17 protein-coding genes are annotated in these 16,519 nt (G+C 64.6%); 10 read left to right on the forward strand and 7 right to left on the reverse strand.

What is annotated here, in order from left to right:
- Positions 1 to 59: 59 nt before the first annotated feature.
- The 9 genes from HNP48_RS06370 to HNP48_RS06410 all read left to right on the forward strand — a co-directional run bounded on the left by HNP48_RS06370 (position 60) and on the right by HNP48_RS06410 (position 10,843).
- Entirely contained in the window at positions 60 to 731 is a 672-nt protein-coding gene (locus HNP48_RS06370; protein ID WP_260420117.1) for a TetR/AcrR family transcriptional regulator, read from the forward strand.
- Positions 732 to 890: 159 nt separating this feature from the next.
- Positions 891 to 1,826: a hydroxymethylglutaryl-CoA lyase gene (locus HNP48_RS06375; RefSeq protein WP_184856037.1), complete on the forward strand. Its 936-nt coding sequence runs from the start codon at positions 891 to 893 to the stop codon at positions 1,824 to 1,826.
- Position 1,827: 1 nt separating this feature from the next.
- Complete coding sequence (locus HNP48_RS06380) at positions 1,828 to 3,021, forward strand: CaiB/BaiF CoA-transferase family protein (protein ID WP_184856516.1); 1,194 nt, start codon at positions 1,828 to 1,830, stop codon at positions 3,019 to 3,021.
- A 108-nt stretch (positions 3,022 to 3,129) separates the two neighbouring features.
- Positions 3,130 to 4,107 carry a tripartite tricarboxylate transporter substrate binding protein gene (locus HNP48_RS06385; RefSeq protein WP_184856038.1) on the forward strand — a complete coding sequence of 326 codons (978 nt, stop codon included), beginning with the start codon at positions 3,130 to 3,132 and terminating at the stop codon, positions 4,105 to 4,107.
- Positions 4,108 to 4,133: 26 nt separating this feature from the next.
- A complete protein-coding gene (locus tag HNP48_RS06390; protein WP_184856039.1) occupies positions 4,134 to 5,066 on the forward strand; it encodes an SMP-30/gluconolactonase/LRE family protein in 933 nt (310 codons plus the stop codon).
- Between the two features lie 64 nt (positions 5,067 to 5,130).
- Positions 5,131 to 5,664: a molybdopterin-dependent oxidoreductase gene (locus HNP48_RS06395; RefSeq protein WP_184856040.1), complete on the forward strand. Its 534-nt coding sequence runs from the start codon at positions 5,131 to 5,133 to the stop codon at positions 5,662 to 5,664.
- Positions 5,665 to 5,682: 18 nt separating this feature from the next.
- Positions 5,683 to 8,718, forward strand: a complete 3,036-nt coding sequence (locus HNP48_RS06400) for a hybrid sensor histidine kinase/response regulator (RefSeq protein WP_184856041.1) — start codon at positions 5,683 to 5,685, stop codon at positions 8,716 to 8,718.
- Positions 8,715 to 9,905: a two-component system response regulator gene (locus tag HNP48_RS06405; protein ID WP_184856042.1), complete on the forward strand. Its 1,191-nt coding sequence runs from the start codon at positions 8,715 to 8,717 to the stop codon at positions 9,903 to 9,905. Before HNP48_RS06400 ends, HNP48_RS06405 begins: the two co-directional genes overlap by 4 nt.
- A gap of 8 nt (positions 9,906 to 9,913) precedes the next feature.
- Positions 9,914 to 10,843, forward strand: coding sequence for a response regulator (locus HNP48_RS06410; protein WP_184856043.1), 930 nt, complete (start codon positions 9,914 to 9,916; stop codon positions 10,841 to 10,843).
- Between the two features lie 119 nt (positions 10,844 to 10,962).
- On the opposite strand, the gene HNP48_RS06415 is transcribed toward HNP48_RS06410, so the two are convergent.
- From HNP48_RS06415 to HNP48_RS06440, 6 genes are all read right to left on the reverse strand, one after another.
- Positions 10,963 to 11,613 (reverse strand): SEL1-like repeat protein, encoded by a 651-nt coding sequence (locus tag HNP48_RS06415; RefSeq protein WP_184856044.1) that lies wholly within the window; start codon positions 11,611 to 11,613, stop codon positions 10,963 to 10,965.
- Between the two features lie 288 nt (positions 11,614 to 11,901).
- Positions 11,902 to 12,543: a hypothetical protein gene (locus HNP48_RS06420; protein WP_184856045.1), complete on the reverse strand. Its 642-nt coding sequence runs from the start codon at positions 12,541 to 12,543 to the stop codon at positions 11,902 to 11,904.
- Positions 12,544 to 12,624: 81 nt separating this feature from the next.
- Complete coding sequence (locus HNP48_RS06425; RefSeq protein ID WP_184856046.1) at positions 12,625 to 12,846, reverse strand: hypothetical protein; 222 nt, start codon at positions 12,844 to 12,846, stop codon at positions 12,625 to 12,627.
- A 96-nt stretch (positions 12,847 to 12,942) separates the two neighbouring features.
- Positions 12,943 to 13,800 (reverse strand): hypothetical protein, encoded by an 858-nt coding sequence (locus tag HNP48_RS06430; RefSeq protein WP_184856047.1) that lies wholly within the window; start codon positions 13,798 to 13,800, stop codon positions 12,943 to 12,945.
- A gap of 363 nt (positions 13,801 to 14,163) precedes the next feature.
- Positions 14,164 to 15,216: a biotin synthase BioB gene (bioB, locus tag HNP48_RS06435; protein WP_184856048.1), complete on the reverse strand. Its 1,053-nt coding sequence runs from the start codon at positions 15,214 to 15,216 to the stop codon at positions 14,164 to 14,166.
- A gap of 100 nt (positions 15,217 to 15,316) precedes the next feature.
- Positions 15,317 to 15,529 carry a hypothetical protein gene (locus tag HNP48_RS06440; protein WP_184856049.1) on the reverse strand — a complete coding sequence of 71 codons (213 nt, stop codon included), beginning with the start codon at positions 15,527 to 15,529 and terminating at the stop codon, positions 15,317 to 15,319.
- A gap of 72 nt (positions 15,530 to 15,601) precedes the next feature.
- Between HNP48_RS06440 and HNP48_RS06445 the strand changes: the two genes are divergently transcribed.
- The gene (locus tag HNP48_RS06445) at positions 15,602 to 16,048 is read left to right on the forward strand and encodes a hypothetical protein (protein ID WP_184856050.1); all 447 of its coding nucleotides are present in this window, start codon (positions 15,602 to 15,604) and stop codon (positions 16,046 to 16,048) included.
- Positions 16,049 to 16,082: 34 nt separating this feature from the next.
- Here the strand turns inward: HNP48_RS06445 and HNP48_RS06450 are convergent, their stop codons facing one another.
- Positions 16,083 to 16,478, reverse strand: coding sequence for a phosphopantetheine adenylyltransferase (locus HNP48_RS06450; RefSeq protein WP_184856051.1), 396 nt, complete (start codon positions 16,476 to 16,478; stop codon positions 16,083 to 16,085).
- Positions 16,479 to 16,519 lie beyond the last annotated feature (41 nt).

Genomic DNA, 16,519 nt, shown 5'->3' on the forward strand with positions numbered 1-16,519 from the left:
GCGCTGCCCATGCATGAAAAGACATGGGCGCCCTCTCCGCCTCTGCCTACAATGGCGCGATGGAAAGAGCACCCCGCCGTGACAAATACGCCGAACGCCGCGCCGAACTGGGCGAGGCTGCGCTGCAGACCCTGGCCGAACTGGGCTACGCGCGCACCAGCCTCCGCGAGATCGCGCAGAACTCGGCCTTCTCGCACGGTGTGCTGCACTACTACTTCACCGACAAGCTCGACCTGATCCTGTGCAGCGTGCGCCAGTACAAGGCGCGCTGCGTCACGCGCTACGACGAGGTGACCGAGCAATCCACCTCGTTTGCGCAGCTGGTGGACGGCTTTGTGGGGGTGCTGGGCGAGACCGTGCGCACCGAGGCGCCCATGCACCGGCTGTGGTACGACATCCGCTCGCAGTCGCTGTTCGAGGAGGCGCTGCGCGCCGACGTGGAGGCCATCGACAAAAGCCTGGCCAACATGGTCTGGCGCGTGCTCACGCGCATGGCCGAGCTGGCCGGCAGCCCTGTGCGGGCGCCCATCGACCTGACCTACGCCATGTTCGACGGCGTGTTCCAGCAATGCCTGCAGCGCCACATGGCGGGCGATGCCAAGGCCATTGCCACCATGCAAGGCCATGTGCGCCTGCTGGTGGAGCAGTTGATCGCCGCGCCGGCTGCGGCGGCGGCCGCCCCTCCTGCCAGGGCGCCGCGCAAGCGCAAGCCGGCCGAGCAGGCTGCGTAGCAAGCTGCCCTGTACCGTCTTTCATGCAAGCCGTTCTGTTATGCAGAACGGCTTTTTTATTTGCTGTGTGGCGCTTGACCTGGTGGCGGATCCTTTCCATACTTTCATGAGACAGATTGATGTTCTTTCTTATAGAACATTCTGAAATCAGGAGATTCCATGCCCCAAGCACCCCATGTGCTGATCAGCGAGGTCGGCCCGCGCGACGGCCTGCAGTCCGTGAAGGCCACCATGCCCACGGCCGACAAACTGCGCTGGATCGACGCGCTCTACGCCGCTGGCGTGCGCGAGATCGAGGTCGCTTCCTTCGTGCCCGCCCGCCTGCTGCCGCAGATGGCCGATGCGGCCGAGGTCGTGCGCCACGCCGTCACCCTGCCCGGCCTCACGGTCATGGCCCTGGTGCCCAACCGCAAGGGCGCCCAGGCGGCGCTCGAAGCCGGGGCGCACAAGCTGACCATGCCCGTGTCGGCCAGCGCTGCGCATTCGCTGGCCAATGTGCGCAAGACGCGCGAGGAGATGGTCGAGGAGGTGCGCGCCATATCGGACCTGCGCCGCGACATCGCGCCGCACGTGAAGCTGGAGGCTGGCATCTCCACCGCCTTTGGCTGCACCTTGCAGGGCCTGGTGCCCGAGGACGAGGTGATCTGGCTGGCTGCGCAGTGCGTGGAGGCCGGGGCCGACGAGTCGGGCCTGTCCGACACCGTGGGCTATGCCAACCCGGCCCAGGTGCGCCGCCTGTTCAAGCGCCTGCGCGCCGAGCTGGGCGACAAGGCCGGCGCCGCCCACATGCACAACACGCGCGGCCTGGGCCTGGCCAACTGCCTGGCGGCGTACGAGGAAGGTGTGCGCACCTTCGATGCTTCGCTCGGCGGGCTGGGTGGCTGCCCCTATGCGCCGGGCGCCTCGGGCAATGTGGTCACGGAGGACCTGGTCTTCATGTTCGAGGCCAGCGGCATCGCCACCGGCATCGACCTGCAGCGGCTGATGGAGGCCCGCGCCCCGCTGGTGGCCGGCCTGCCGGGCGAGCCCGTCTACGGCATGACGCACGAGGCCGGCCTGCCCAAGGGCTTTGTGCAAGGGGGCAGCCATGTCTGACATGCCCAAGAACGATCACCCCCTGCCCTACGCCGGCATCCGCGTGGTGGAGTTCACCCACATGGTGATGGGCCCCACCTGCGGCATGGTGCTGGCCGACCTGGGGGCCGAGGTCATCAAGGTCGAGCCCATCGAGGGCGACAGCACGCGCCACCTGCTGGGCTCGGGTGCGGGTTTCTTCCCCACCTTCAACCGCAACAAGAAGAGCATCGCGCTCGACCTGAAGAAGCCCGAGGGCATCCAGGCCGCGCTGCGCCTGATCGCCACGGCCGACATCGTGAGCGAGAACTTCAAGCCCGGCACCATGGCCAAGCTGGGGCTGGACTACGCTTCGCTCAAGAAGCTCAACCCGCGCCTCATCTACGTGAGCCACAAGGGCTTTCTGCCCGGCCCCTATGAGCAGCGCACGGCCCTGGACGAGGTGGTGCAGATGATGGGCGGCCTGGCCTACATGACCGGGCGCCCCGGCGATCCGCTGCGCGCAGGCACCAGCGTCAACGACATCATGGGCGGCATGTTCGGTGCCATCGGCGCCATGGCCGCGCTGCGCCAGCGCGAGCTGACCGGCGAGGGGTCTGAGGTGCAATCTGCGCTGTTCGAGAACAATGTCTTCCTGGTGGCGCAGCACATGATGCAGTTCGCCAGCACCGGCAAGGCGGCCAATCCCATGCCCAGCCGCATCTCGGCCTGGGCCATCTACGACGTGTTCACGGTGAAAGGCGGCGAGCAGATCTTCCTGGCCGCCGTGAGCGACAAGCAGTGGGCCATCTTCTGCGAGGCCCTGGGCCTCTCGGACCTGCTGGCCGACCCGCGCCTCAAGACGAACAACGACCGCGTGCAGGCGCGCGACTGGATGATGCCGCAGCTGCGCTCGCACCTGGCCGGGCGCAGCGCGGCGGAGCTCGCGGCCATCTTCGAGGCCAACGAGCTGCCCTTTGCCCCCATCACCAAGCCGCAGGAGCTGTTCGACGACCGGCACCTCAACGAAAGCGGGGGCCTGGCGCCCATCCGCCTGAACAACGGCACCGAGTCCAAGGTGCCGCTGTTGCCCCTGACCATCGGCGGCACACGCCCTGGCGTACGCCTGCAGCCGCCGGGCCCGGGCGAACACACGGACGCGCTGCTGCGCGAGCTGGGCTATACGGACGCCGATGTGGCGGCCCTGCGCGCCCAGGGCGCCGTCGCCGGCGGCTGACGACCCGATCCCCTGCCCCTCCAGCCGGCCGCCAGGCGGCCTGGCTGGGCGCCGCTGTGCGCCATTCCCTGCCTGGGCCCCATTTCAACCACACCAAGGAGACACACCATGCGTTCCACCAACCTTACCCGCCCCCTGGCCGCCGCGCTGGCACTGATCGCCAGCGGCGCCATCGCCCAGACCACCACCACCTGGCCCGACAAACCGGTGCGCCTGGTCGTGCCCTACTCTCCTTCGGGCACCACCGACTATGCGGCGCGCCAGATCGCGCAGAAGCTCACCGAGCAGACCGGCAAGTCCTTCTACGTGGAGAACAAGGTGGGCGCCAGCGGCACCATCGGCTCCGACCTGGTGGCCAAGGCCGCGCCGGACGGCAGCACCTTCCTGATCAATGACACCACCTATGCCATGCTGCCGCACCTGTTCAAGAAGCTGCCCTGGGACCACGCCACCGGCCTGGTGCCGGTGACGCGCATCGTCGACACGCCGCTGGTCGTGGTGGTGGGGGCCAATTCGCCGTACAAGACCATGCAGGAGCTGCTCGATGCAGCCAGGAAGAACCCCGACAAGCTCACCTTCGGCTCGGGCGGCATGGGCAGCAGCTCGCACCTGGGAGGCGAACTGCTGCGCCAGCACGGCAAGATCGCGCTGACCCATGTGCCCTACAAGGGCGCGGGCGAGGCCATGCTGGGCGTGATCTCGGGCCAGGTGGACCTGGTGGTGACGGCGGCGCCCACGGCCATCCCGCAGGTCAAGGGCGGCAAGGGCCGGGCGCTGCTGGTGACCTCGCCGCAGCGCCTGGCGGCCCTGCCCGATGCGCCGACCAGCGCGCAGCTGGGCCTGCAGGGCTTCACGGCCACCAACTGGTTCGGCATCGCTGCGCCCAAGGGCACGCCCCAGGCCATCATCGACAAGATGCAGGCCGAGGTGAAAAAGGCCGTGGAATCGCCCGATCTGGCCAAGCGCTTTGCCGACCAGGGGGCGGATGTGGGCGCCATGGCGCCGGCCGACTTCCAGAAGTACGTGCGCAGCCAGACCGAAGATTGGGGCCGCGTCATCAAGGCCGCCGGCGTGCAGGCCGAATAATCCCCGTCCAAGGAGCAAACCCCGCCATGTGGAACCTGAGTTTTACCCCGCCCGAGGTGATCGAGGCGAGCGTGCTGACCCGCCTGCCCGACGCCATGCGCCAGCCGCGCCGCACCGAGTGGGTGGACGCCAACAAGCCCGGCCATGTCATGGACAGCTTTCTCGAAGGCCCGGTGTTCGACGGCCAGGGCAACCTGTACGTGACCGATATCCCCTATGGCCGCATTTTCCGCATCACGCCCGGCGGCCAGTGGCAGCTGGTGGTGCAGTACGACGGCTGGCCCAACGGCATGGCCCCGCACGCCGACGGCAGCCTGTGGATCGCCGACTACCGGCGCGGCATCCTGCGGCTGGACCCGGCCAGCGGCGAGCCGCCGACGCCCGTGCTGGCGCACCGCAACAGCGAGTCGTTCAAGGGGGTGAACGATCTGACCTTCGACGCCGCGGGCAACCTGTATTTCACCGACCAGGGGCAGACGGGCATGCACGACCCCACGGGCCGGGTCTACCGCTACACGCGTGGCGGCCGGCTCGACCTGCTGCTGGCCAACGCGCCCAGCCCCAACGGCCTGGCGCTCAGTGCCGATGGCGGTGCCCTCTTCGTGGCCGTGACGCGCGGCAACCAGGTGTGGCGCGCGCCGCTGCTGCCCGACGGCAGCATCTCCAAGATGGGGGCGCTGCAGACCTTCTTTGGCACCAGCGGGCCCGATGGCCTCGCGGCCACGGCCGATGGGGGTGTGGTCGTGGCCCATGCCAGCCTGGGCGGTGCCTTCGTGCTCAATGCGCGCGGCGAGGTGACCCACTTCGTGCGCAGCCCCGTGGGCGCCACAGTGACCAATATCGCCTTTCGGCCCGGAACCGCCGAGCTGGTGATGACGGAGTCGTCCAGCGGCAGTGTGCTGCGCGCCCTGCTCCCGGTGCCCGGTGTGGCCCTTGGAGGACATTTCTTGAGTGCATGAATCCGCGCCGGCTGTTATAACTCCCCCCAGAACCGGCCGCCAAGGCCGGCGAGGGGGAAACAGCATGACCGATGCGAAGGGGGCCAATGGCCCGTTGTCACGCCTGGCCGCAGGCGTTGTGGTGGCGGCGTGCGCCTTTTTGCCGGTACAGGCGCAGCAGGCGCTGGACCAGCCCGCCGGGCCTGTGGTGCTGACCATCCAGGGCGGCGTGGGCCGCACCAACCAGGGCGACCGGGCCCAGTTCGACATGAAGATGCTCGAAAAGCTGCCCCAGAAGAGCTTCACCACCCAGACCCCCTGGTACCCCCAGCCCGTGAGCTTCACCGGGCCGCTGCTGCGTGACGTGCTGGCGGCGGCAGGTGCCAAGGGCAGCAAGATCACCGCGGTGGCGCTCAACGACTACAAGACCGAGATCCCCTTCGAGGACGCCACGCGCCACGAGGTGATCGTGGCCCGGCTCATGAACGACCGCCCCATGCCCGTGCGCGAGAAGGGGCCCCTCTTCATCGTCTACCCCTTCGATACCAAGGCCGAGTTGCGCACCGAGCTCTACTACAACCGGTCGGCCTGGCAGTTGCGCACCCTGCAGGTCAAGTGACGAGCCGGCGGGGTGTCCATGCTGCGCAGCAAGCACCTCCTGCCCCTGATCATCGCCAGCCTGGTGGTGGTCTATGTCTCCATCGCCACGGTCCAGTACCGCCAGTACCGCAGCGTTGAAGCCGTGATGCGCCGGGGCGACGTGAATGCCCTGTGGTCCTTCCTGCAGCTCAACGTGGAGTATGGGCGGCTGGACCATGCGCTGCACCAGTACGAGTTCGATCCCCAAAGCACCTCGCTGGAACAGCTGCAGCTGCGCTACGACCTGTTCCTGAGCCGCTTCAGTGCCCTGGAGAGCGGCACCGCACGCACGCTGATGCAGCACGAGCCCATCTATGCGCGGGCCCTGGCCGAGTTGCAGGCCTTCGTGGAGGCGGGAGACAGCTACTTCGGGCAGAGCGTGGACGAGCGCACCGGCCACGCCAACATGCGATTGCTGCGCGAGCGCCTGGGCGAGTTGCGCGAATCGGTGCAGGAGCTGGCCCTGCACGCCTCGCGCATCTCGGCCCTGCTGGGCGACCAGCGCAATGCCGAGGTGCAGCACCAGACCCTGCTGACCACCGGGCTCACGGCCTTCCAGGCGCTGCTCACCTTTTTGCTGGCCGTGGCCATGGCCCGGCAGTTCCTGAAGCGCGAAAAAGCCAAGTCGCTGGCCATGGCCGCGCAGGCGGAGCTGGTGGACGCGCTCAAGCGCAGCGAAGAGGTGCTTGAGGCCCGGGTGGTCGAGCGCACCGAAGAGCTGGAGCAGGCCAATGCCGCCCTGCGCGAGCACGAGGATGAGCTGGAGGTGGCCCGCGCCCGCGCCGAAGAGGCTTCGCAGATGAAGTCGGACTTTCTGGCCAACATGAGCCACGAGATCCGCACGCCCATGAACGCGGTGATCGGCATGAGCCACCTGGCCCTGACCACCGACCTCTCGCCGCGCCAGCGCGACTATGTGGAGAAGATCCAGCGTTCGGGCCAGCACCTTCTGGGCCTGATCAACGACATCCTCGACTTTTCCAAGATCGAGGCTGGCAAGCTCACGGTGGAGACCGTCGATTTCGGGCTGCGCAATGTGCTGGACAACGTGGCCAACCTGATCGGCGACAAATGCTCGGCCAAGGGGCTGGAGCTGATGTTCGATGTGGACCCTGCCCTGCCCGACGACCTGCGCGGCGACCCGCTGCGCCTGGGGCAGATTCTCGTGAACTATGGCAACAATGCCGTGAAGTTCACCGACACCGGTGAGATCGTGGTGCGCGTGACCGAGGTGGAGCGCGATGCCGCACAGGGCCTGCTGCTGCGCTTCGAGGTGCAGGACACGGGCATCGGCCTCACGCCCGAGCAGCAGTCGCGGCTGTTCCGCTCGTTCGAGCAGGCCGACACCTCCACCACGCGCAAGTACGGCGGCACCGGGCTGGGCCTGGCCATCTCCAAGAAGCTCGCGGGCCTGATGGGCGGCGATGTCGGTGTGGACAGCACGCCTGGCGAGGGCAGCTGCTTCTGGTTCACCGCCCGCGTGGGCCTGGGCACGCCCTCGGCGCGCCCGCTGCTGCCCGAGCCCGACCTGCGCGGGCGCCGCGTGCTCGTGGTGGACGACAGCGAGCAGGCGCGCCAGATCCTGGCGGGCCTGCTGGCCAGCATGAGCTTTGCCGTGACCACGGCCGCCTCGGGCGAGCAGGCGATTGCCGCTGCGCGCGAGGCCGACGCGGCGGGCCTGCCCTGCGAGATCGCATTTCTGGACTGGCGCATGCCGGGCATGGACGGCTTTCAGACGGCCGCCCAGCTGGCCCTGCTGCCCCACCCTCCGGTGCCGGTGATCGTCACCGCCCATGGCCGCGAAGAGGTGTTCCGCGCGCTGGAGCAGGCCGGCATCGCGCTGATGCTGACCAAGCCGGTCAGCCCCTCCCAGCTGTTCGACACCGCCATCCGGGCGCTGGGCGGGGCGCAGGACGCCGCCCTCGCGGATCGCGCGGGCCCGCGCCGTGGCGGCAGCGCAGCCGACCTCGCGCCCATCCGCGGTGCCCGGGTGCTGCTGGTGGACGACAACGACCTGAACCAGCAGGTGGGGGCCGACCTGCTGGGCGATGCCGGGCTGGTGGTGGAGGTGGCCGAGAACGGCCAGGTGGCGCTCGACATGCTGGCGCAGGCGGCCTACGACATCGTGCTCATGGACATGCAGATGCCGGTGATGGACGGCCTCACGGCCACGCGCCACATCCGCGGCAACCCGGCCTGGGCCGAACTGCCCGTGCTGGCCATGACCGCCAACGCCATGGGCAGCGACCGCGACAGCTGCCTGGCGGCCGGCATGAATGGCCATGTGGCCAAACCCATCGACCCCGACGAGCTGTTCGCCCAGTTGCTGCGCTGGGTGCCGGCACGCGCCGAGGCCCAGGATGGTCCGGCGGGCGCGGCAGTGCCCGCCCCGGCGGCGGGCGTGCTGCACGAGCCGCTCACGCACATCGATGGGCTCGACACGGCCGCCGGCCTGCGCCGCGTGCTGGGCAAGCCGGCCGCCTACGAGAGCCTGCTGCGCAAGTTCACGGCCGGCCAGGCCCTGGCCGTGCCAACCACCCTGGCCTTCCTGGCCGCGGGCCAGCGCGACGATGCCCTGCGCAGCATGCACACCCTGAAGGGCACGGCCGGCACCATTGGCGCCAGCGCCCTGGCCCAGCAGGCCGAAGCGGTGGAAAAGGCCATTGCCGACGGGGCGGACGCTGCCGCGCTGGCGGCCCTGCTGGCGCCGCTGGATGTGGCCTGCCAGACCCTGGTGGAGGCACTGCAGGGGGCCCTGCCGGCCGAGGAGGCCGCCTGCAGCGCCCAGGTGGCGGTGGACGAAGCCGAGGCGCAGCAACTGCTGGCGCGCCTGGATGCCCTGCTGGCCGACGACGACTCGGACGCCGTGGAGCTGTTCAAGGACTCGGCGCCCACCCTCAAGGCCCTGCTGGGCCCGGTCTATGGCGAGATGAAGCGCGCCCTGGACAGCTACATCTTCACGGACGCCCTGGCGCTGCTGCGTGCAGCACCCCAGCCCGGCCAAGCGATACCAGAAGGAGGACCCACGTCATGAGCAACCCCATGGAAACCAGCGGCCGGTGCACGGTGCTGGTGGTGGACGACACGCCCGACAACCTGTCGCTGATGAGCGATCTGCTGCGCGCGGACTACAAGGTCAAGCTGGCCAACAGCGGCGAGCGGGCCCTGCAGATCGTGGCCGGCGATGCCAAGCCCGACCTGATCCTGCTGGACATCATGATGCCCGAGATGGACGGCTACGAGGTGCTGCGCCGCCTGCAGTTCAACCCCGACACCGAGGACATCCCGGTGATCTTCCTCACCGCCATGAGCGCCAAGGACGATGAGACGATCGGCCTGGAGCTGGGTGCGGTGGACTACATCACCAAGCCCGTCAATCCCGCGATCACCCTGGCGCGGGTGCGCAACCACCTGCTGCTCAAGCGCGCGCGTGACCTGCTCGCGCGCCAGAACCACTACCTCGAGGAAGAAGTGGCCAAGCGCACGCGCGAGGTGGTGGAGCTGCAGGATGGCACCATCCGCGCCATGGCCTCGCTGGCCGAGACGCGCGACAACGAGACCGGCAACCACATCCGCCGCACCCAGCACTACGTGGAGGTGCTGGCGCGCAAGCTGCAGCACCACCCGCGCTTTGCCGACGAGCTCAGCGAGGCGGCGATCGAGCTGATCTTCAAGTCGGCGCCGCTGCACGACATCGGCAAGGTGGGCATCCCCGACCGCATCCTGCTCAAGCCCGGCAAGCTCACGCCCGAGGAATTCGAGGTCATGAAGACCCACACCACGCTGGGGCGCGATGCCATCATTTCCGCCGAGCGCGAAACCTCGCAGGCCAACCCCTTCTTCCGATACGCCAAAGAGATCGCTTACAGCCACCAGGAGAAGTGGGACGGCTCGGGCTACCCCGAGGGCCTGGTGGGCAACACCATCCCCCTGTCCGCGCGGCTCATGGCCGTGGCCGACGTGTATGACGCACTGATCTCCGAACGCGTCTACAAGGCCGCGTTTTCGCACGAGCAGGCCGTGGAGATCATCCGCGACGGCCGGGGCAGCCATTTCGACCCCGACATGGTGGATGCTTTTCTCGCACTGTCCGAGGAGTTCCGGTCCATCGCCCAGCGCTTTTCCGACGGCGCCCATGCAATGGCCGCCCAGGTGGACCGCATCGCCACCGACCTGCCTGCCGAACACATCGAACTGACCGCCGACGGCGCCAAGACCTGAACCCACCCATGCACCCTTCCAAGACCACCGTGCTGCTGGCCGAAGGCGCCAGCGCCATGCGCCAGGCCCTGGCCAGCCAGTTGCAGAGCTTTGGCTTCGGCCAGGTGCTGCAGGCGCGCGACGGCACGCGCGCCCTGCAACTGCTGCGCGCCGAACCCGTGCATGTGGTGATCTGCGACATGGACATGCAGGGCATGGACGGCCTCGCACTGCTCGAAGCCATGCGCACCGACCCGAAACTGGCCGGCCTGCCCTTCATGCTGATGTCGGGCGGGCTGGACCGCGACTCGGCCGCCCGGGCCATTCGCCTGGGCATCGGCGACCTGCTGGTCAAGCCCTTCACGGTGCGCCGCCTCATCGAGCGCATGCAGCGCGTGCTGCAGCGGCCCTCCTCCGCGGCGGCCTTGCCCGGCGGCGCCCCGCCGGACCTGCCGCCCCTGGAACCTGTGCCCGAACCCGAGCGCGCCACCATCCTGGTGGTGGACGACACGCCCGAAAACCTGCAACTGCTGGCCGGCCTGTTCCGCGACCGCTTCAAGGTCAAGATCGCGCACAACGGCGAGAAGGCCCTGGCCATCTGCCAGTCCGACGCACCGCCAGACCTGATCCTGCTGGACGTGATGATGCCCGGCATGGACGGCTTCGAGGTGGCGCGCCGCTTGCGCGAGCACCACGCCTCGGAATGCACGCCCATCATCTTCGTCACCGCGATGACGGATGACGCCTCGCGCCACCAGGGCCTGAGCCTGGGCGCCATCGACTATGTCTTCAAGCCCATCGATCCGGAACTGCTCCAGCTGCGCGTGAGCAACCTGATGGTCTACGTGGAGCACCGCAAGCAGTTGCAGAGGGATTTTGACCAGTTGCAGGAGAACAGCCGGTTGCAGGCGGAGGTGGAGCGCTTGCAGGTAGAGGTCAAAACCCTGCGGGGTGGGTGAATTGGGCAGGTTGGAGGAAAGCTCCGGCCTGGTCAAAAGCAGAAGCAGGCCCCTTCCCTAGGGCACTGCACTACAGCCTACGGCGCTGGAGGGCGCTCACTATGTAGCATTGCCGCGCATCATGTCACAGGGCACGCTCCGGAGCGCAGAAAAAGCTCTTTACTTTTTTGTGGGTCTTTGGGAGTGCAACTTCCAAATTGATAATGGTATGCCAACCTCCTGGCGGCACAGCTGTTGGTTTGATTGCTTACAAGCAATTCATTTTCGATGGCCTTTTTCAGGGTTGCGACAGCTGCTCTGCATGTTGGGCTGTCTTTATCGTATGTGGGAGCGGAATCTCGAAATAGTTTTATTGCGAAATCAACCTGATATCTGGCAAGTCTCTCAACTGGAATTGGACCAGTTGCGGGAAGATTTATCAAGTCCTTTAGATGTATTTCCCCCTCATGACCCCTTGCCGCTAGTGCTCTGCAATAATATCCATTTTTAAGATTTTCGCAGCCCCGGTCTAGTTTTCCGGTTTTCCAGGTTTCGTATAAAAATGCCGTGGCTAGCTGTTGACGCGCAATCCAATCATCCTGCTGCGCGCGCTTAACAATTTCATCAATTTCCTCCTTCGTTGGTGGGTCTTTCGGATCAGGTAGTTCTAAAATGAGCCAATCTACATGCCAGGATGGAATGGCGTTGGCGGATTGAATTTTTAAAGAAAATGCCGCAAAAAAAGTAATTATCAGAAAAACTGGAAAGCTTGACAAAGACCGCTTTTTCATATTTTCAAGTGGGTTTGATTGTCACTGTAGATTTTTAAAGTCTGGGCCTAAGCCCAGTTGGGCGAAATGACAGCAGTGAGCAGCGCTGGCGCACAGCACAGGGGCCGGGTCTTGTCTTTTGCCTGCAATGGTCTTGCCATTTCCAGAACCTCCGCATACTGACGAATCAGTTTGATGATGAAGGGGCGTTTCAACGGCTTGGCGGGAAATGCAAGACCTGCCCCCTCCGCTCGCGCTCGCGAGCATCTGGGGGGATTCCATACCATGAAAAATAACGGTGCTGTCCCGCTATGACTTCGCACCTCCGTTTTTACTGCAGGGTAAATATTTTGCCTCGATAAAACCAAGCTGAAGCGCAATTTTATGAATATCATTGTATTCAATAATATTTCGCGGGGCTCCATCCCGCCAGTTTGGTCCACGTGAAATGTAATAAAACTCATTCAGAAAAGCTCCTGCATTGCCGATATATTGTGTGGGTGGCTCCAGAAAGAGTACAACCTCGGCTCCTGCAAGATTTTCATAGTGGTTTTTGTATTGCTCACTCCCCCTGAGATGATGCGTGGATGCGTAGATCTTCTTTAAATTGCAAGATTTGATTGCAGCCAAGGTGAATTTGTCTGATCTTGCCATTCGAAGTCGGGCATTTTCAACCTCCAAAAAAGTGTAATCTGAATGTTCGTTCGCTTGCTCAAATTTCAAATCTTTGGTGCTGATGTCTGAAGCGGGATCTTTCAGTTTATTTTCCAGCCACGACGGCATTGCTACTGTTTTTTTGATGGTTCCAGTAAATATCAATTGTCCAAATATTGAAATGTAACTATTCAGCGAGAGTGGCTCCGGAATTGGCGTTGTTGCAAGTGCGGGAAAGCCGAATGCGCCTGCGGCTGAAATAAGAATATTTCTTCTATGTATTGAGGAATTATTCATAATAATTTATTTCTGTATGAGGCGATATATTTAATGCAGTAGAGGTTGTAACGTCGATCAGACTCAAATTCGGCTTAAAAATTAACCCCAATTGGCAGCGATGACGGGATTGAGAGCTATCTGGTAATTGGCGCTCAAGGTCGTCTGTCCTTTGAACTGCGGCGAGAGCCCGGCTATCGCGGCCCTCAAGGACTGCACCTTCGTGTCCGCCAGCACCTTGCGACTGGCCCAGATCTGCTCGACGTGCGGTGCCGTGCCCAGGTACCAGTCCTTGATACAGGCTTTGTCGCTGGTACCGATCACGCTCACCTCCAGGTTGTTGCTCGACTTGACCAGCCAACACTGGTCATGGCGAATGCTCGACCTCCACTTCGGAGGTCATTTATTTTTCTTGAATAGTTACTTGGAATTCTTGACCTGAACGGGAAATACACCTTCTATCTGAACTGCTGCTCTGGATTTTTTTGAGCGATCGCTCCAATAGTCAGACATGGCCTTGGATGGCGCAACACCCAGTCCTTCGCGATACAGCTTCGCAAGTGATGTTTTAGCACCTATGGAGCAAGTTCTGGGTGCTGCCATGGAGCACCAATAAAAGGCTTGTGCATCGTCTTTTTTCTCTACGCCCGGGAATTCGCGCAATTCTTTGTCGTGAGCCTTGCACAACCACTCTGCAGCAGCAGGATTGCCGCCGCGCGCAGCAATCTCCGCCCATTTTGGTATGTCGGTGAGTTTCAGGATGGGGTGGTCTCCGTGGGCGCGATAATCCCAGCGGCCCCGCCCCATTTCCATTAGCCAAGTGGCAGCCTGGGGCTCACCCGCCTCTGCCGCATCGATCACCGGCTGCAATAACTCCTTGAGAAGGGGTACGCTGATTGGTTTGCGTGGACCATCGGGGTCTTCAGGATCGATGGGTTCTGTCTTCCATCGCTCATCCAAAATGTAGGAATAATAGGCTGCTGCGCCCTTGGATCCGTTGGCAATCGCTTTGTCAAGCCATGCAAGGCGCTCACCCTTGTCCTGTGTGGCTATGCCCATGAAGTATTGGGCATCGACATTACCCATCTTTGCCAGGGCCTCTTGCCGGTCGATTTGCTCAGGAGGCATTGGCCGAATGAAACCGCTGCGCTCCCATTCAATTTCGCAAGGCGTTGGAATGTACATGACGCCACTTGAGCCAAATGCACCGATGTGCATCGTAAAAAATACTAGCGTAGCGGACTGGGCCAGATTCGGGAGTCGTATATTTATTTTCATGGTCCAGATCCTGTCCGAGGCTTACAAAGCCGCTGGCTTGTTTTCGGGGTCACCTCGCCTCGCACGCTGGCACCGTCGGGAACGAAGACCTTCGGGGGCGCGCTTCAGTGACCACTCTGCCCTGGGGTTGCTACACGGTCCCGGCCAAGGTGGCGGCAGGTGGTTGCTCGGTGCTGATAGTTCTGGTGCATCGGGCTGGGCAGCAGCTCTCCCTCACGGCCGCGCGCGCCGACCTCGAACTTCGTGCATCCTCATCTTCAGCATTTGCTGTTTGTTGAAGAGGGATGCTATCTGTTTAAGTAATCTTGCGGCGGCACCTGGGCCCACCCAAATGGGTGAGCTTTGCCATTCGTTCAGCAGGCCTCAGGTCAGCGCTGGCGCTGGCGTCTTCGAAGACGCGCTGCCTTGCCCCGTGGCCACCAACCCCAGCTTGCCCAGCAACTGCACATCGGCCTCCACATCGGGATTGCCCGTCACCAAGAGCTTGTCGCCATAGAAGATCGAATTGGCCCCGGCCAGAAAGCACAGGGCCTGCACCGCTTCGCCCAATTGCTGGCGCCCAGCCGACAGGCGCACGCGGGCGCGGGGCATGGTGATGCGGGCCACGGCGATCATGCGCACGAAGTCGAGCGGGTCGATGGGTTCGCTGTCGGCCAGCGGGGTGCCGGGCACGCGCACCAGGCTGTTGATGGGCACGGATTCGGGGTACGGGTTGAGGTTGGCCAACTGGGCGATGAGCCCGGCGCGGTGCACCGGCGCCTCGCCCATGCCGACGATGCCGCCGCAGCACACGCTGATGCCGGCGCTGCGCACATGCTGCAGGGTGTCGAGCCGGTCCTGGTAGGCGCGGGTGCTGACCACGTCGGTGTAGTACTCGGGGGCGGTGTCCAGGTTGTGGTTGTAGTAGTCCAGGCCCGCATCCTTGAGCGCCTGGGCCTGGTGCCCTTCGAGCATGCCCAGGGTGGCGCAGGTCTGTAGGCCCAGGCCTTTGACGGCGCCGATCAGCTCGCTGACCTTTTCGATGTCGCGGTCCTTGGGGGCGCGCCATGCCGCCCCCATGCAAAAGCGCGTGGCACCCGCGTCCTTGGCGGCCTGGGCGGCGCGCAGCACCTCGTCAACGGCCATGAGCTTGTCGGCCTTGACCCCCGTGTCGAACTCGGCGGCTTGCGGGCAGTAGCCGCAGTTCTCGGGGCAGCCGCCGGTCTTCACCGAGAGCAGCGTGGCCAGCTCGATGTCACCTGCCGGCCAGTGCTGGCGGTGCACGGTCTGGGCCTCGAACAGCAGGTCCATCAGGGGTTTGTCGAGCAGGGCCTGGATGGCAGCCACCGACCATTTGCCCTGCACGGCCGGCTTGGGCACGGGGCGGTGCAACTGGATGGACTGGGGGGCTGCGGTGGTGGTGGTCGTGGATGGCATGGGTTCTCTCCTTGGCGCTTCGCTCGCAGGTGGCAGGTGACAAAAGACGCCAGAGGCACGGAATCGCCGCCTGTGGCGCGCTGCGGTATGGCGATGATTCTCAAGGAGAAAAAGGCGCAAGATCAAGCAGTTGGGTCGCAAAAAGTGCCACAAAAATCGATGCACCAACTTCACGCATCTCGATGTTCAAAATGGATGAGAAAGGCCGACGTTGTTGATTTTTGATGGCATTTGAAAGCATTGAAAATTGCGGCGCAGCAAGTTGCCGCCTATGGTTCGCATCTGCTGGCAATCGATGGGCTGGCTTTTGCATGCCTCCCCGACGTTGGCGCAAGTTGCCACCCTGGTATGGAGGAGCCGCCCTGCATTGGGTAGCATGGGCACCATGAAACCGCTCATTGCCATGTCCCTGGGCCTTGCCCTCAGTGCCGCCCTTGCCAGCCCCGCCCAGGCAGGCCCTTATTCCGACGATCTGGCCAAATGCCTGGTGGCCTCGACCAGCGACACCGACCGGTCGCTGCTGGTGCGCTGGATCTTCTCGACGGCTGCCCTGCACCCGGAGGTGGCCAGCATTGCGGCGGTGACGCCGGCACAGCGCGAGGGCACCAACAAAGGCACCGGGCAGCTGATCGAACGCTTGCTCACCGCCACCTGCCGCCAACAGACCCGCGACGCCCTGAAGTACGAAGGCCCGCCCGCCATCCAGACCAGCTTTCAGGTGCTGGGCCAGGTGGCCATGCGCTCGCTGATGGAGAACCCGGCGGTGGCCCAGGGCTTCCAGGGCATGGGCCGGTACATCGATGAAGACAAGATCCGCGAGCTGACCAAGTAGCCTGGGCAGTATCGGCGAAGCCCTTTGCTGTGCGTCAGGTGCCAGGCACCGGGGTGGTGTGCTCGGCCCATGCCAGGGTCGCCGCGCCGACCACCAGGCACAGCAAGGCCAGCACATCGGCCACGACCACGCGCTGCAGGTGCGCATTGAAGCCGCCGGTGGCCCAGGCGAGCCAGAGAAAGGAGACCACGCTGAAGCCCCCCAGGACCAGCGCCAGCCACTGGAACGCCGGCTTGAACGCGGCCAGCACGCACACGGCCCCCACGATGCCGAACAGCACGGCGCGGTGGCGCATGAGGATGAGCGCACTGGGGTCGGACGGCGCGGCGCCATACAGGCGGGCCAGGTGCTCGGGGCCGAGCACGCCCGACACGGGAATCAGGTGGATGATGCCCACGACCAGCAAGGCCAGGGTGGTGAGGATGCGCATGGGATACAGCTCCAGGAAGGGACACAAGGGATGCCCCGGTT

The organism is Acidovorax soli, assembly GCF_014207955.1.
In the GTDB taxonomy this organism is placed as follows: domain Bacteria; phylum Pseudomonadota; class Gammaproteobacteria; order Burkholderiales; family Burkholderiaceae_C; genus Acidovorax; species Acidovorax soli_A.

Bases quoted from the DNA above. Each gene is read 5' to 3' on its own strand.
- HNP48_RS06370 (WP_260420117.1), top strand. From the start codon at position 60: ATGGAAAGAGCACCCCGCCGTGACAAATACGCCGAACGCCGCGCCGAA.
- HNP48_RS06375 (WP_184856037.1), top strand. From the start codon at position 891: ATGCCCCAAGCACCCCATGTGCTGATCAGCGAGGTCGGCCCGCGCGAC.
- HNP48_RS06380 (WP_184856516.1), top strand. From the start codon at position 1,828: ATGCCCAAGAACGATCACCCCCTGCCCTACGCCGGCATCCGCGTGGTG.
- HNP48_RS06385 (WP_184856038.1), top strand. From the start codon at position 3,130: ATGCGTTCCACCAACCTTACCCGCCCCCTGGCCGCCGCGCTGGCACTG.
- HNP48_RS06390 (WP_184856039.1), top strand. From the start codon at position 4,134: ATGTGGAACCTGAGTTTTACCCCGCCCGAGGTGATCGAGGCGAGCGTG.
- HNP48_RS06395 (WP_184856040.1), top strand. From the start codon at position 5,131: ATGACCGATGCGAAGGGGGCCAATGGCCCGTTGTCACGCCTGGCCGCA.
- HNP48_RS06400 (WP_184856041.1), top strand. From the start codon at position 5,683: ATGCTGCGCAGCAAGCACCTCCTGCCCCTGATCATCGCCAGCCTGGTG.
- HNP48_RS06405 (WP_184856042.1), top strand. From the start codon at position 8,715: ATGAGCAACCCCATGGAAACCAGCGGCCGGTGCACGGTGCTGGTGGTG.
- HNP48_RS06410 (WP_184856043.1), top strand. From the start codon at position 9,914: ATGCACCCTTCCAAGACCACCGTGCTGCTGGCCGAAGGCGCCAGCGCC.
- HNP48_RS06415 (WP_184856044.1), bottom strand. From the start codon at position 11,613: ATGAAAAAGCGGTCTTTGTCAAGCTTTCCAGTTTTTCTGATAATTACT.
- HNP48_RS06420 (WP_184856045.1), bottom strand. From the start codon at position 12,543: ATGAATAATTCCTCAATACATAGAAGAAATATTCTTATTTCAGCCGCA.
- HNP48_RS06430 (WP_184856047.1), bottom strand. From the start codon at position 13,800: ATGAAAATAAATATACGACTCCCGAATCTGGCCCAGTCCGCTACGCTA.
- bioB (WP_184856048.1), bottom strand. From the start codon at position 15,216: ATGCCATCCACGACCACCACCACCGCAGCCCCCCAGTCCATCCAGTTG.
- HNP48_RS06440 (WP_184856049.1), bottom strand. From the start codon at position 15,529: ATGCAAAAGCCAGCCCATCGATTGCCAGCAGATGCGAACCATAGGCGG.
- HNP48_RS06445 (WP_184856050.1), top strand. From the start codon at position 15,602: ATGAAACCGCTCATTGCCATGTCCCTGGGCCTTGCCCTCAGTGCCGCC.
- HNP48_RS06450 (WP_184856051.1), bottom strand. From the start codon at position 16,478: ATGCGCATCCTCACCACCCTGGCCTTGCTGGTCGTGGGCATCATCCAC.